Source organism: Brevundimonas sp. TWP2-1 (genome assembly GCF_049897645.1).
GTDB lineage: Bacteria > Pseudomonadota > Alphaproteobacteria > Caulobacterales > Caulobacteraceae > Brevundimonas.
The window spans coordinates 72,017-84,885 of record NZ_JAFCWR010000002.1 but is presented as its reverse complement, the minus strand read 5'-3'; the positions used below and the strand labels follow the sequence as shown (position 1 = coordinate 84,885).

Below are 12,869 nucleotides of genomic sequence, written 5' to 3'. Positions count from 1 at the left end.
GCCTTCATGATCGGCGCGGCATCCGCTAGAACCTGCGCGACCAGCCGCAGGAGCCCGCCCATGACCCAGACCTATGACCTGATCGTCCGTGGCGGCGAGGTGGCCAATCACGCGGGGCGCGGCCTGGCCGACGTCGGGGTGATCGACGGCAAGATCGCCTTCATCGGCGACCTGTCCCAGGCCTCGGCCGGGGAGACTTTCGACGCGACGGGCCTGACCGTCCTGCCCGGCGTCATCGACACCCAGGTCCATTTTCGCGAACCGGGCCTGGAGTGGAAGGAAGACCTGGAGACCGGGTCGCGCGCGGCGGCCCTGGGCGGGGTCGTCGCCGTGTTCGAGATGCCGAACACCAATCCCAACACCACCGACCCGGACACCATGGCCGACAAGCTGGCAAGGGCGAAGGACCGGATGTGGACCGACCACGCCTTCTATGTCGGCGGCACGCACGAGAACGCCGACTATCTGGGCGAGCTGGAGCGGCTGCCGGGCTGCTGCGGGGTCAAGGTCTTCATGGGCGCCTCGACCGGCGACCTGCTGATCGCCGACGACGAGGGGGTGCGCAAGGTTCTGTCGAACGTGCGCCGCCGCGCCACCTTCCACTCCGAGGACGAATACCGGCTGGTCGAGCGGCGCGGCCTGGCCCGCACTGGCGACTGGACCAGCCACCCCGAGGTCCGCGACGCCGAAAGCGCCATCCGCTCGACCCGCCGCCTGGTCGGCCTGGCCCAGGAGACGGGCGCCCGTATCCACGTCCTGCACGTCACGACCAGGGACGAGATGGAATATCTGCGCTTCCACAAGGATGTCGCCACCGTCGAGATCACCCCCCAGCACCTGACCCTGGTCGCGCCCGAGGCCTATGAGCGGCTGGGCAGCTACGCCCAGATGAACCCGCCGATCCGGTCGCAGGAACATGTGGACGCCCTTTGGCTGTGGGGCATGCAGCAAGGCGTCGCCGACGTGCTGGGGTCCGACCACGCGCCGCACACCAAGGAAGAGAAGGCCAAACCCTATCCGGCCTCGCCGTCGGGCATGCCGGGGGTGCAGACCCTGGTGCCGCTGATGCTGACGCATGTGGCCAATGGGCGGCTCAGCCTGGAACGGTTCATCGACCTGACCTCGGCCGGCGCCCAGCGGGTGTTCGGCACGGCCAACAAGGGGCGGATGGCCGTCAGCTATGACGCCGACCTGACCATCGTCGATCTGAAGGCGAAGCGGACGATCACCCACGACCAGCAGGCCACGCGCTGCGGCTGGACCCCGTTCGACGGCGTCGAGGCGACCGGCTGGCCGATGGCGACCATCGTGCGTGGGCGGGTGGTGATGCAGGACGGCGAACTGATCGGATCGGCCCACGGTCGGCCGGTGCGGTTTATGGAGACGCTGTGAGGCAGCCCTCCACACGATCCGTCACCCTCGGGCTCGTCCCGAGGGCCCACCGTTCCGCGCAAAAGGTGACGGGGGATGACGCGCCGTCGCGTCCGCGTCGCGGTTCGGGGGACATCCGCCGTAGGCCCTCGGGACAAGCCCGAGGGTGACGGTCGTTAGGGAAAAGCTCGGCCTGATCGGCTTCGGCGCCTTCGGGCGGCTGACAGCGCGGCATCTGTCGCCCTGGTTCGACATCTTCGCCCATGATCCGGCGGCGACCGACGGCGAGGGCGTCGCGACCCTGACCGACCTGGCGACCGCCGCCGCCTGTCCGACGGTGGTGCTGGCCGTGCCGGTCGAGGCGCTGGAGGCGACGCTGATCGCCATCCGCCCGCATCTGGCGCCCGACGCCCTCGCCGTCGACGTGGGCTCGGTGAAGGTGAAGCCGGCGCAGGCGATGGACGCCCTGCTGCCGCCCGGCGTGCGGATCGTCGGCACCCACCCGCTGTTCGGCCCCCAGAGCGGCAAGGACGGCATCGCGGGCCTGCGCATCGCCATTTGCGGGGTGCGGGGCGGAAAGGACGCCCGCCGCGTCGCCGCCTTCTGCCGCCGGGCGCTGGGGCTGAAGGTCTTTTCAGTCAGTCCCGAGGATCACGACCGCGAGGCCGCCACGGTCCAGGGCCTGACCCACCTGATCGCCCGCGTCCTGATGGCCATGGAGCCCCTGCCGACGCGCATGACCACCGCCAGCTTCGACCGGCTGATGCAGGCCGTCGACATGGTCCGCCACGACAGCCCCGCCGTCTTCCGCGCCATCGAACGCGACAACCCGTTCGCAGCCGAGGTGCGGGAGCGGTTCTTCGCCTTGGCGGATGAGGCGCGGGGGAGTGCGGGGACGTAGCGATTCACGAAACTCAGTCTATGACTGAATCGGTCCGTAGGAATCAGCCTGCAGGGGCTGCTCGAATCGCTGCTACAGAAGGCCGATTGATGACAAAAGGGCACCATGACACGCGCTGAAATATCGGGCTGGCTTCAGGTCATTATTGGCTTGGTAGGCTTGTACTTTACGGTCACAAATTCAGCACCAGCTTTGAATGCCCTATCCAGTCTCAGCGCTGGGCAAGGCCTTCCAGCTGAATTCGACGGCGCGCAGGGCTTCATCAAAGTATTCCTGCTCATTCTTGCACTGTCGGTTCTTCTTTCTCTGGTGCTGATTGGCGTGGCTATTCTGCTTGCAGCTGTTTTTAGAGGATTGGGCGCGGCGAGGCCTGTTCACGCTGCTTTCAGTCTTGTTATGAGTCTTCTTTTCGCTGCATGCGGCCTGACAGCCGCAGTCTACGGTAATTCCACGTGGATCTTTGCCGTTCTTTTCATGCTTTCTTGCTGGGTGATCGCGGGTATCGCGGGAGTGAGTGCGGGTAGTGACCCAGACGGCGATCCATTCTGGGTCTGCCTATTCCTGTTGGGCGCAGCATCCGTGGTTGTCGGCGGTCTCGCGCAAATCGGGCTGAACCCCGCACCGGTTGCGGCGACCAATGAAGTCCGTGCGGAAACGCCAGCGCCTTCTGCGTGATGTTTGCATTTCACCTCCTAACGGAAGTTCGGTGTGTCCGTGTCAGAAGCCTAGCTCGCCGCCCCTATTTGCCCGAATGAACGCGCCCACATCCTCCGTCACGCCCGGCGCAAGCGGTAAGGCCGGATCGGCGTATGTCGCCATGTTGGCCGCGAGTTCGGCGGGGGCCGTCTTGAGGACGTGGTTGACGCCGTCCCAGAGTTTCAGCGTGGCATTGGGGTCGGCGGCGGCCAAGGCTTGGGCGTCTGTGACGGTGATCTGGAGGTCGGTGGTTCCCTGGCCGATGAAGACCGGGCCGTCGTAGGCGGCGAGCAGGGCGGCGGGGTCAAGCGGCAGCCACGAGATCAGATACGGCTGGACCGAGGGGCGGAACAGGGCCGCGAGCGCGGGCGGCGTGTCGGCGACGGTGCGGCCGGCCTCAAGTTCGGTCAGGGCGGCGAAGGCCTGGGTCTTCATCGGCTCGGGCAGGGTCGCCAGCTGTTCGCGCAGCACCGCGCCCGCCGGGCGGCCGGCGCCGGACAGCAGGACCAGGCCGCAAATCTTGTCATCGTTTTCGACCGCCTTCAGGGCGACCAGGGCGCCCTCGCTGTGGCCGATCAGCCAGGCGCAGGGCAGGCCCGCGCGTGCGGCGGCCTGGGTCGCCCAGGCGCGGGCGTCGGCGGCATAGGCGTCGAACCGCAGATCGGCCTCGGCCGGACCCGCCGCCGTGCTGGCGGCAATGCCGCGCTTGTCGATGCGGACGGTGGCGATCCCCTGTTCCGCCAGATCCTCGGCCAGCAGACGATAGGTCGAGGCCGAGACGCCCAGCGGGCTGTTCCCATCCCGATCCGTCGGGCCGGAGCCGGGCAGGATGACGGCGACGGCCGTGGGGGCGTCGGGCGTCAGCAGGGTTCCGTGAAGCGGCGCGGGCTGTGACGGCAGGGCGATCTCGGTCGAGACCGCGCCGGCGAGCAGGCTGGCGGTGAGAAGGGCGGGGGTCAGCATCGGCATGGCGGGCGCCTTCAGAAGTGTCGGCGTCATGAGGCCGTTGGGCGAGGGCGAAAAGCAAGGTCGTCCGACCGCAAAATGTCGCAACCCAGGCCTCTGGCATTGCAAGCCAGTCGCAACGAGGCGTATGGGAGCGCCTTCCTCCCTGCGTTGATAATGCGTTGCAATCCATGATCCGTTTTTCCCGTCTCGCCTGCGTCGTCAGCAGCCTGGCCCTGGCCGCCGCCACGCCCGCCCTGGCGCAGCAGGACCAGCCGAGCGTGGCGGAACTGGGCGAGATCGTCGTCACCGGCGGGTCGCAGGTCGGCTTGCCCGGCGCCTACGCCGGCGGTCAGGTGGCGAAGGGCGGTCGTGTCGGCCTGTTCGGCGCGCTGGACACGATGGACACGCCGTTCAACGTGACCAGCTATACCGAGACCCTGATCCGCGACCAGCAGGCGCGCAGCGTCGGCGACGTGCTGCAGAACGACCCGGCCGTGCGGGTGACCAAGGGGTTCGGCAATTTCCAGGAAGTCTATCTGATCCGGGGCTTCCCGGTTTACTCGGACGACATGACCTACAACGGCCTGTACGGTGTGCTGCCGCGCCAGTATGTGGCGCCGGAACTGCTTGAGCGGGTCGAGGTCTTCCACGGGGCCACGGCTTTCCTGAACGGCGCCGCGCCGGGCGGCAGCGGGGTGGGCGGCGCCTTCAACCTGGTGCCCAAGCGCGCGACGGGCGCGGACCTGAACCGTCTGACGGCCGGATGGGAAGGCGGCGACGAGATTTACGCCGCCGCCGATCTGGCGCGCCGCTTCGGCGCCGACGCCGCCTGGGGCGCGCGCCTGAATCTGGTCAGCCGAGCGGGCGAGGGCGCGGTCGAGGATCAGCACAGCGAACTGCGCGTCCTGGGCCTGGGCGTTGATCGTCGCGGCGAACGCGCCCGCTTCTCGGCCGACCTGGGCTGGCAGGACCACCGCATCGACGCGCCGCGTCCGCAGGTGACGCCGAACGGCGCCGTTCCCGAGGCGCCCTCTGCCGACGCCAACTTCGCCCAGCCCTGGACCTATACCGACGACGAACAGCTGTTCGGCGCCGCGCGCGGCGAGTTCGACCTGACCGACCGCGTCACCGCCTGGGCGGCCGTGGGCGGGCGTCGGGGCGAGGAGGACAACGTCCTGGCTAATCCGAACGCCAATGCGGACGGGTCGCTGAGCGCCTATCGCTTCGACAATGTGCGCGAAGACACGTTGTGGGCGGGCGACGTCGGCCTGCGCGCGGACGTGACGACCGGACCGGTCGGACACCGTCTGGTCGCCTCGGCGTCGCAGGTGCGATCCAAGTCCAGGAACGCCTATGCCTTCTCGGACTTCGCCGGTTTCGCCAGCGATCTGTACGATCCGATCGACGTGACGGCGCCGACGCCCGACTTCTTCGTCGGAGGCGACCTGTCCGACCCGCTGGTGACGGAACGGGTGAACAACCGTTCGATCGCCTTTGCGGACATGATGTCCTTGCTGGACGGTCGCCTGCTGGCCACGGTCGGCGTGCGCTATCAGGAGATCGAGACGCAGTCGTTCGACTACAACACCGGGGCCGCGCTGTCGGACTACACAGATGACGCCTGGACCCCGACCTTCGCGGTCGTGTTCAAGCCCAGCGAACGCCTCTCGCTTTACGCCAACTACGCCGAGGCGTTGCAGCCCGGTGGCATCACGCCGACGCAGGTGCTTGGACTGCCGGTCGAAAATCCCAATGAGGTGCTTGCCGCGTTCCGGTCCGAGCAGATCGAGGCCGGGGTGAAGTATGATGCAGGATCGTTCGGCGGAACTCTGGCCGTCTTCCGGGCCAACAAGCCCCAGGCCTTCTTTGACGAGGGGACCGGCATCTACAGCGCTGACGGCGAGCAGGAAAACACCGGCGTGGAACTGGGTGTGTATGGGGAGCCGATCGCGGGCCTGCGCCTGATCGGCGGCGCGACCTGGCTTGATGCGGAGATCACGGAAACGCCGGGCACGGGCATAGCCGACGACCTCACGGGCCTGCGCCCCACCGGCTCGCCTGAGTTCCAGGCCAATCTGAACGCAGAGTGGGACGTGCCGATGGTCGCTGGCCTGACGCTTGAGGGCCGGGTCGTCTACACGGGCGAACAGCCGGTCAGCACCGACAATACGGTCGAGCTGGACGCCTGGACCCGGTTCGATGCGGGCGTGCGCTACGCCTTCGAGGCCGGCGGCAAGCCGCTGACGGTTCGCGCGCGGGTCGAGAACCTCGCCGACGAGGATCAGTGGGTGGCCGTGGGCGGCTATGCCCCGACCTCCAGCTATCTGACGCTCGGCGCGCCCCGCACGTTCCGCCTGTCGGTCTCGGCCGAGTTCTGAGCCGGATGAAGACGCGGACCATCCGCGCCTGGACCTGGGTGCACAGGTGGTCGAGCCTGGTCTCGACCCTGTTCCTGCTGATGCTGTGCGTGACCGGCCTGCCGCTGGTGTTCACGCACGAGATCGAGGAGGTGCTGCTGCCGCAGGCCTGGGCCCCGGCGAACCCGGAGGCGCCGCCGCTAAGCCTGGACCAGGTGCTGGCGGCGGGGCTGGCCCTGCATCCGGGCGAGGTCCCGGCCTTCATGAGCTTCGACGAGGACCGGCCGGTGGTGAACGTCACCAGCGTCGATCCGAACGGGCCGGCGGGGAAATACAGTTTCGAGCCCATCGACCGCACCAGCGGCGAGGTAGCGCCGCCGGTCGCCGGCCATCCGGTGATGGAGTTCCTGCTTCAGCTCCACACCGACATGTTCCTGGGCCTGCCGGGCATGCTGTTCCTGGGCCTGATGGGCCTGATGCTGATCGCGGAGGTGGTGTCGGGGGTGGTGCTGTATGCGCCGTTCATGCGCCGGCTGCCGTTCGGCACGGTGCGGGCCCGGAAGGCCGCGCGGACCCGCTGGCTCGACTATCACAACCTGCTGGGCGTGGTGACGGCCGGGTGGGTGCTGGTGGTCGGGGCGACGGGGGTGGTCAACACCTTGGCCACGCCGATCCTAGCCTATTGGAAGAACACGGCGCTGAAGGACCTGACCGTCGCCTACGACGCCCCGGCGCCTGCGGGCGAGCGTGCCTCGCTGGATGCCGCGGTGGAGCGAGCGAAACAGGCGCTGCCGGGCATGAAGCTGCAGTTCGTGGCGTTTCCGGGGACCGACTATTCGACCGATCACCACTACGCCGTCTTCTTCCACGGCGACACGCCCCTGACCACCCATCTGACGACGCCGGCCCTGATCGATGCGCGGACCGGAGAGCTGGCGGCGGTGGCCCCGACGCCCTGGTATGTGAAGGCGTTGTCGCTGTCGCAGCCGCTGCATTTCGGCGACTACGGCGGGCTGGCGCTGAAAATCCTGTGGGCGCTGCTGGACATCGCCACCATCGTCATCCTGATCTCGGGCCTGTATCTGTTGCTGGCCAAGGGCAGGCGAAAGCCGTGAGCCGCAAGGACCTCAGCCTGTGGGCCATCTTCGGGGCGCCGATCCTGGTGTTCGCGCTCAGCCTGACGGGCCTGATCGGCGCGCTGCTGGAAGAGGGGATGTGGGACGGGGTGTTTTCGGCCCTGTTGGCCTCGACCGTGGTCGTGACCGTCTGGGCCCTGATCCGGCGTCGACGCTGACCGGCGTCAGATCGAGAAGCTGACGCCGCAGCCGCAGCTGGAGGCGGCGTTGGGGTTGCGGACCACGAACTGGGCGCCGGCCAGTTCGTCGACATAGGCGATCTCGGAATTCTTCAGGAAGGGGACCGAGACGGGGTCGATCACCGCCGCCTGGCCGTCGGCCTGGATGCGCAGGTCGTCGTCCTCGGCCGTCTCGATCAGTTCGAACCGGTATTGGAAGCCCGAACAGCCGCCGCCGTCCACCGCGACCCGCAGCATTAGGGTTTTGCCCTCGGCCGCGCCCAGCTTGGCCAGGCGCTTTGCGGCGCTGGCGGCCAGGACGATGCCTTCCGGCGCGCGCGTGGCGACGCTGAAGGCGGGTGTGGACGGTTCTGTGGATTGGACGGTGCTCACGGCTGTCTATATGAGGCGCGCAAGGGCGTTCGCAAAGGGCCCCCGCATCAAAGCAGCTTCAAAGTTGATGACTTGAGCCAGACAGACTTCAGCCAGATGGGCCTCGCGACCTACGCCGAACGGGCCGACCTGACCCTGGGGCGCCGCGTTCCCGAGCCGGGTAGCCGGACCCGCACGGCCTTTGCGCGCGACCGCGACCGGATCATCCATGCGACGGCGTTTCGGCGACTGAAGGAGAAGACCCAGGTCTTCGTGGCGCACGAGGGCGATCATTATCGCACCCGCCTGACCCATTCGCTGGAGGTGGCCCAGATCGCGCGGTCCCTGGCCCATGCGCTGAGGCTGGATGACGACTTGGCCGAGACCATCGCCCTGGCGCACGACCTGGGCCACCCGCCCTTCGCCCATGCCGGCGAGGACGAACTGGTGGTGCAGATGGCCGGGCACGGCGGCTTCGACCACAACGTCCAGAGCTTCCGTGTCGTGACCGAGCTGGAGAACCGCTATCCGCAGTTCGACGGGCTGAACCTGAGCTGGGAGACGGTCGAGGGGGTCATCAAGCACAACGGCCCGGTGTCGCATCGGCTGGACGAACCGGCCTGGTCGGTGGTGCGGCCCTACCGGACGGGCGGTGAGGCGGGGTGGGACCTGCGTCTCGGGACGTTCGCGTCGCTGGAGGCCCAGTGCGCGGCCGTCGCCGACGACATCGCCTACAACAACCATGACGTGGACGACGGGGTTCAGGCGGGGCTGATCACCCTGCAGGACCTGGATCAGGTGCCGCTGATCGGGCCGATGCTGGCCCAGGTGCGTCGCGACTATCCCGCCATCGACGACCGGATGTTGAGGATCGAGGCCGTGCGGCGGATGATCGGCGTCATGGTCGAGGACGTGTTGGCCGAGACGGCGCGTCGGCTGGAAGACGACCGGATCGTCACGACCGAGGACGTGCGTCTGGCCAGGCGGACCATGGTCGATTTCTCGCACGCCATGCACGGGGATCTGGCGGTGCTGCGCAAGTTCCTGTTCGAGAGGATGTATCGCCATTACCGCGTCAACCGCACGCGCAGCCAGGCGCGGCGGGTGCTGTCGCAACTGTTTGAGTTGTTCATGGCCGAGCCGGAGGTGATGCCGCCGGAATGGAGCACGCCCGCCCTGACCAGCGACGGGACGCAGCGGGCGCGGGCCGTCTGCGACTATATCGCCGGCATGACCGACCGCTACGCCATAGAAGTGCACCAGAAACTGTTCAGCCTCGACCTCGCCCTCGATCTGTGATTCGAAAGATTTGCGCGGGGGCGTAGAGTGATCGTTCGGCGCGCCGATTCGCGCCTGACAGACGGCGGAGCGCGACCATGTCCTTTGATGACGACAACAAGCCGGGCCGGGGCGCGTATACGCCCCCGACCGATGATGACCTGCCGTTCCGTCGCAACAGCTATGACCCGCGCAGCGGCCGCAATGTCGGGTCGGGCGGGGGCAAGGCGCCGCCGGTCACCCTGATCATCAGCGCGGTGGTCCTGCTGCTGTTGATCGTGGCCGTGATCTTCTTCTATCGCTCGGGCATGCGCGCCTCGACCGACGCGCCGCCTGCGGTGGGCCAGCCCGTCGGCGAGATGAAGACGGCGCCGCCCGTCGACGCCCAGCCGATCGATCCGGCCGAGGGCGTGCGCGTTTATCGCGACGAAGGCGAGACGACCGACGCCCCCGTGACCTTCACCCCGCCGCCGGAAGCGCCCCAGCCGCGACCCGCCGCGCCGCCGACCGCCGCCCCGACCGGTCAGGGCCTGCCGCCCGCCGCCACGAGACCAGCAGCCCCCGCGCCGCGTCCGACGACGCCTGCTCCGGCCGCGCCGGCGCCGGCGCCGGCGCCGACGGCACCGGCCGCTGCGACGGGCTCGGCCGCGGTGCAGATCGGCGCCTTCTCCTCGACCGAGATCGCGGATCGCGAATACGCCGCCGTCGCCGGCCGGTTCGGTCAATATGCATCGGGCGCCCAGAAGCGAGTGACCGAAGTGACCTCGTCCAGCGGTTCGACCCTGTACCGCACCACCTTCTCGGGCCTGTCGCGCGAACGGGCGGTCGCCTTCTGCAACGCGCTGAAGGCGGCGGGCCGAGACTGCATCGTTCGGTGACGCCATTTCACCTTCCGTCACCCTCGGGCTTGTCCCGAGGGCCCACCCGTCCGCATTTCGGTCGGCGGGGCGGGGTCCAGGTATGTGCATTTCAGTCAACCGCTCTGCGATGTGAATCGTGGGCCCTCGGGACAAGCCCGAGGGTGACGGGGGGGGAGATATGACCTCTGCCGCCATCTACGGCTGCGCCGGTCATCGGCTGACGGAGGACGAACGGGCCTTCTTCGCGCAGACGCGTCCGTGGGGCTTCATCCTGTTCCGGCGCAATATCGACACGCCGGAACAGGTGCGGGCGCTGACCGACGAACTTCGCGCCTGCATCGGCGACCCCGACGCGCCAATCCTGATCGATCAGGAGGGCGGCCGGGTCCAGCGGATGGGACCGCCTCACTGGCCCAAATATCCGCCAGGGAACGCCTATCTGAAGGCGACGAACGATCTGCCCCAGGCGCGCGAGCTGACGCGGCTGGGCGCACGTCTGATGGCGCACGATCTGCGCGAGGTTGGCGTGACCGTCGATCTGCTGCCGGTGCTGGACGTGCCGGTGCCCGGCGCCCACGACATCATCGGCGACCGGGCCTATGGCGTCGATCCCGAGACGGTGGCCGTGCTCGGGCGGGCGGCGGCGGAAGGGCTGCTGGCAGGCGGGGTTCTGCCCTGCATCAAACATATGCCTGGCCATGGCCGCGCCTTTGCGGACACGCATAAGGACCTGCCGACCGTTCACGCCGATCTGGACACGCTGGACGCTTGGGATTTCGCGCCGTTCAAGGCCCTGTCGGACATGCCGATCGGTATGACGGCGCACATCGTTTTCACCGCGATCGACCGCAAGCATCCGGCGACGCAGTCGAAAAAGGCCATTCGCATGATCCGCGAGCGGTTGGGGTTCGGCGGTCTGCTGCTGTCCGACGATCTGGTGATGAACGCACTGTCGGGCTCGCTGACCCAGCGCGCGCACAAGGCCCTGAAGGCCGGATGCGACATCGTCGTGCATTGGAACGGCGACATGGACGAAATGCGTCAGGTCGCCGAAGGCGTCGGGTCGCTGAAGGGCGGGGCGCGCCGACGGGCCGAGGCGGCGATGGCGCGGATCGTGCGGACGCCGGAGCCGCTGGATCCTGTCGCAGGGCATGACCGTTTCTTCAAGGCCATGGGCGGTCGGATGGACGTGGCCAAGGGACCAGACGTGGGCGAGGCGCAGGCATGAGCCGCCTGGACCCTCCCGGCCTCAAGCAGCGCGAAGCGCGGTAGGCCAAGGGAAAATGTCCGAAGCGTTTCAGCCCAATCTGGACTTCACCGCCGTCGCGGAGGTCGAGGATCGCGAGGCCTTCGTGGTCGATCTGGACGGCTATGAAGGGCCGCTGCATGTCCTGCTGGCCCTGGCGCGGAACCAGAAGGTCGATCTGCTGAAGCTGTCGATCACCCAGTTGGCGGAACAGTATCTGGCCTTCGTGCACGAAGCGCGGCGGCGCAACTTCGCCCTGGCGGCGGACTACCTCGTGATGGCCTCGTGGCTGGCCTATCTGAAGTCGCGGCTGCTGCTGCCGCGCACAGAGAAAGACAAGGGTGAGGAGCCGCCGGCCGAGCAGATGGCCGCCGCCCTGGCCTTCCGCCTGCAGAAGCTGGAGGCCATGCGGCGCTCGGTCGAACAGCTGATGGCGCGGCCCCAGCTGAAACGCGACGTCTTCACGCGCGGCGACCCCGAGGCGACGGTGATCGTGCCGTCGGACAGGATCGACGCCAGCCTGTACGAGCTGATGAGCGCCTATGTGACCCAACGTCGGCGCGAGGGCGCGCGGCAGTATTCGCCGGGCCAGCGGGTCGAGGCCTTTCCGCTGGAGGCGGCGCGCGACTGGCTGCGCGAGATCATGCCGAAACTGGCGGACTGGACCCCGCTGGATCAGGTGGCGCCGCACCGGGAGGGCGAGGAAGGCCCCAGTCAGGCCAGCTTTACGGCTTCGACCCTGTCGGCCAGTCTGGAGCTGGTGAAGGAGGGGGCGATGGACATTCGACAGACGCAGGCGTTCGCCGAGCTGTTCCTGAAACGGCGCGGGCAGGGCCAGCCGCTGGAGCTGACGCCGTGAGCGACCTCTCGTTCCAACCCGACGAAGCCGAGATCGAGCGGCGGGTCGAGGCCCTGCTGTTCGCGGCCGCCGGGCCGCTGACGGCCGCCGAGATCGCCGCGCGGCTGCCCGAGAACTGCAATGTGGCGCGCGCCATCGCCGGCCTGCGCGCGCGTTATGAGGGGCGGGGGGTGGAGCTGGAGTGTGTCGCCGACCGCTGGCGGTTCCGCACCGCGCCGGACCTGGCCTTTATGATGACGCAGGAGCGCGAGGAGCCGCGCCGCCTGTCCAAGGCCGCGCTGGAGACCCTGGCCATCATCGCCTACCACCAGCCCGTCACCCGCGCCGAAATCGAGAGCGTGCGCGGCGTCAGCATCTCCAAGGGGACGCTGGACCTGCTGCTGGAGATGGGGTTCGTGCGGTTGCGGGGGCGCAGGCGCACGCCCGGGCGGCCCGTCACCTATGCGACCACGGATCGGTTCCTTGAGCATTTCGGCCTGGCGACCCTGTACGACCTGCCGGGTGTTCAGGAGATGAAGGCCGCGGGCCTGCTGGACCTGTCGCTGCCGGTCGGGTTCGAGGTGCCGGACCCCAGCCGCGCGTCGGAGGCCGACGACGAGGACGGCAGCCTGCCCCTCGACGACGAGGCGCCCGAGTTCGCCCAGGATTTCGTCGGCGAGGAACGCTGACGCTCAGTCACGTTCACGC

Annotated in this window: 13 protein-coding genes; 11 read left to right on the top strand and 2 right to left on the bottom strand. The window is 68.4% G+C overall.

Annotated features, from left to right (window positions below):
• Positions 1 to 60: 60 nt before the first annotated feature.
• From ACP7BH_RS10635 to ACP7BH_RS10625, 3 genes are all read left to right on the top strand, one after another.
• Complete coding sequence (locus ACP7BH_RS10635; RefSeq protein WP_425984999.1) at positions 61 to 1,392, top strand: dihydroorotase; 1,332 nt, start codon at positions 61 to 63, stop codon at positions 1,390 to 1,392.
• Positions 1,393 to 1,537: 145 nt separating this feature from the next.
• Positions 1,538 to 2,272, top strand: coding sequence for a prephenate dehydrogenase/arogenate dehydrogenase family protein (locus tag ACP7BH_RS10630; protein WP_425984997.1), 735 nt, complete (start codon positions 1,538 to 1,540; stop codon positions 2,270 to 2,272).
• Between the two features lie 105 nt (positions 2,273 to 2,377).
• On the top strand, positions 2,378 to 2,947 hold the full coding sequence (locus ACP7BH_RS10625) for a hypothetical protein (RefSeq protein WP_425984995.1): 570 nt from the start codon (positions 2,378 to 2,380) through the stop codon (positions 2,945 to 2,947).
• Between the two features lie 42 nt (positions 2,948 to 2,989).
• Here ACP7BH_RS10625 and ACP7BH_RS10620 read toward each other — a convergent pair whose 3' ends face one another.
• Positions 2,990 to 3,967 carry an alpha/beta hydrolase gene (locus ACP7BH_RS10620; RefSeq protein ID WP_425984993.1) on the bottom strand — a complete coding sequence of 326 codons (978 nt, stop codon included), beginning with the start codon at positions 3,965 to 3,967 and terminating at the stop codon, positions 2,990 to 2,992.
• 137 nt (positions 3,968 to 4,104) lie between these two features.
• Here ACP7BH_RS10620 and ACP7BH_RS10615 point away from each other — a divergent pair, with 137 nt between their 5' ends.
• The 3 genes from ACP7BH_RS10615 to ACP7BH_RS10605 are packed head-to-tail and all read left to right on the top strand — an operon-like array spanning position 4,105 to position 7,567.
• Positions 4,105 to 6,294: a TonB-dependent receptor gene (locus ACP7BH_RS10615; RefSeq protein ID WP_425984991.1), complete on the top strand. Its 2,190-nt coding sequence runs from the start codon at positions 4,105 to 4,107 to the stop codon at positions 6,292 to 6,294.
• 5 nt (positions 6,295 to 6,299) lie between these two features.
• Positions 6,300 to 7,388: a PepSY-associated TM helix domain-containing protein gene (locus tag ACP7BH_RS10610; RefSeq protein WP_425984989.1), complete on the top strand. Its 1,089-nt coding sequence runs from the start codon at positions 6,300 to 6,302 to the stop codon at positions 7,386 to 7,388.
• The gene (locus tag ACP7BH_RS10605) at positions 7,385 to 7,567 is read left to right on the top strand and encodes a hypothetical protein (RefSeq protein ID WP_425984987.1); all 183 of its coding nucleotides are present in this window, start codon (positions 7,385 to 7,387) and stop codon (positions 7,565 to 7,567) included. The genes ACP7BH_RS10610 and ACP7BH_RS10605 overlap by 4 nt, the downstream gene beginning before the upstream one ends.
• Positions 7,568 to 7,573: 6 nt before the next feature.
• Here ACP7BH_RS10605 and erpA read toward each other — a convergent pair whose 3' ends face one another.
• Positions 7,574 to 7,891 (bottom strand): iron-sulfur cluster insertion protein ErpA, encoded by a 318-nt coding sequence (gene erpA / locus ACP7BH_RS10600; protein ID WP_425987061.1) that lies wholly within the window; start codon positions 7,889 to 7,891, stop codon positions 7,574 to 7,576.
• A gap of 141 nt (positions 7,892 to 8,032) precedes the next feature.
• On the opposite strand from erpA, the gene ACP7BH_RS10595 reads away from it, so the two are divergent.
• The 5 genes from ACP7BH_RS10595 (at position 8,033) to scpB (ending at position 12,850) form a co-directional block, all read left to right on the top strand.
• Positions 8,033 to 9,238 carry a deoxyguanosinetriphosphate triphosphohydrolase gene (locus tag ACP7BH_RS10595; RefSeq protein WP_425984985.1) on the top strand — a complete coding sequence of 402 codons (1,206 nt, stop codon included), beginning with the start codon at positions 8,033 to 8,035 and terminating at the stop codon, positions 9,236 to 9,238.
• A gap of 77 nt (positions 9,239 to 9,315) precedes the next feature.
• Complete coding sequence (locus ACP7BH_RS10590; RefSeq protein ID WP_425984983.1) at positions 9,316 to 10,095, top strand: SPOR domain-containing protein; 780 nt, start codon at positions 9,316 to 9,318, stop codon at positions 10,093 to 10,095.
• Between the two features lie 160 nt (positions 10,096 to 10,255).
• Positions 10,256 to 11,305 carry a beta-N-acetylhexosaminidase gene (gene nagZ / locus ACP7BH_RS10585; protein WP_425984981.1) on the top strand — a complete coding sequence of 350 codons (1,050 nt, stop codon included), beginning with the start codon at positions 10,256 to 10,258 and terminating at the stop codon, positions 11,303 to 11,305.
• Between the two features lie 55 nt (positions 11,306 to 11,360).
• A complete protein-coding gene (locus ACP7BH_RS10580; RefSeq protein WP_425984979.1) occupies positions 11,361 to 12,182 on the top strand; it encodes a segregation and condensation protein A in 822 nt (273 codons plus the stop codon).
• Entirely contained in the window at positions 12,179 to 12,850 is a 672-nt protein-coding gene (gene scpB, locus ACP7BH_RS10575; RefSeq protein ID WP_346496263.1) for an SMC-Scp complex subunit ScpB, read from the top strand. The genes ACP7BH_RS10580 and scpB overlap by 4 nt, the downstream gene beginning before the upstream one ends.
• The last annotated feature ends 19 nt before the right edge of the window (positions 12,851 to 12,869 follow it).

Bases quoted from the DNA above. Each gene is read 5' to 3' on its own strand.
- ACP7BH_RS10625 (WP_425984995.1), top strand. From the start codon at position 2,378: ATGACACGCGCTGAAATATCGGGCTGGCTTCAGGTCATTATTGGCTTG.
- ACP7BH_RS10610 (WP_425984989.1), top strand. From the start codon at position 6,300: ATGAAGACGCGGACCATCCGCGCCTGGACCTGGGTGCACAGGTGGTCG.
- ACP7BH_RS10635 (WP_425984999.1), top strand. From the start codon at position 61: ATGACCCAGACCTATGACCTGATCGTCCGTGGCGGCGAGGTGGCCAAT.
- ACP7BH_RS10615 (WP_425984991.1), top strand. From the start codon at position 4,105: ATGATCCGTTTTTCCCGTCTCGCCTGCGTCGTCAGCAGCCTGGCCCTG.
- ACP7BH_RS10590 (WP_425984983.1), top strand. From the start codon at position 9,316: ATGTCCTTTGATGACGACAACAAGCCGGGCCGGGGCGCGTATACGCCC.
- nagZ (WP_425984981.1), top strand. From the start codon at position 10,256: ATGACCTCTGCCGCCATCTACGGCTGCGCCGGTCATCGGCTGACGGAG.
- ACP7BH_RS10580 (WP_425984979.1), top strand. From the start codon at position 11,361: ATGTCCGAAGCGTTTCAGCCCAATCTGGACTTCACCGCCGTCGCGGAG.
- ACP7BH_RS10620 (WP_425984993.1), bottom strand. From the start codon at position 3,967: ATGACGCCGACACTTCTGAAGGCGCCCGCCATGCCGATGCTGACCCCC.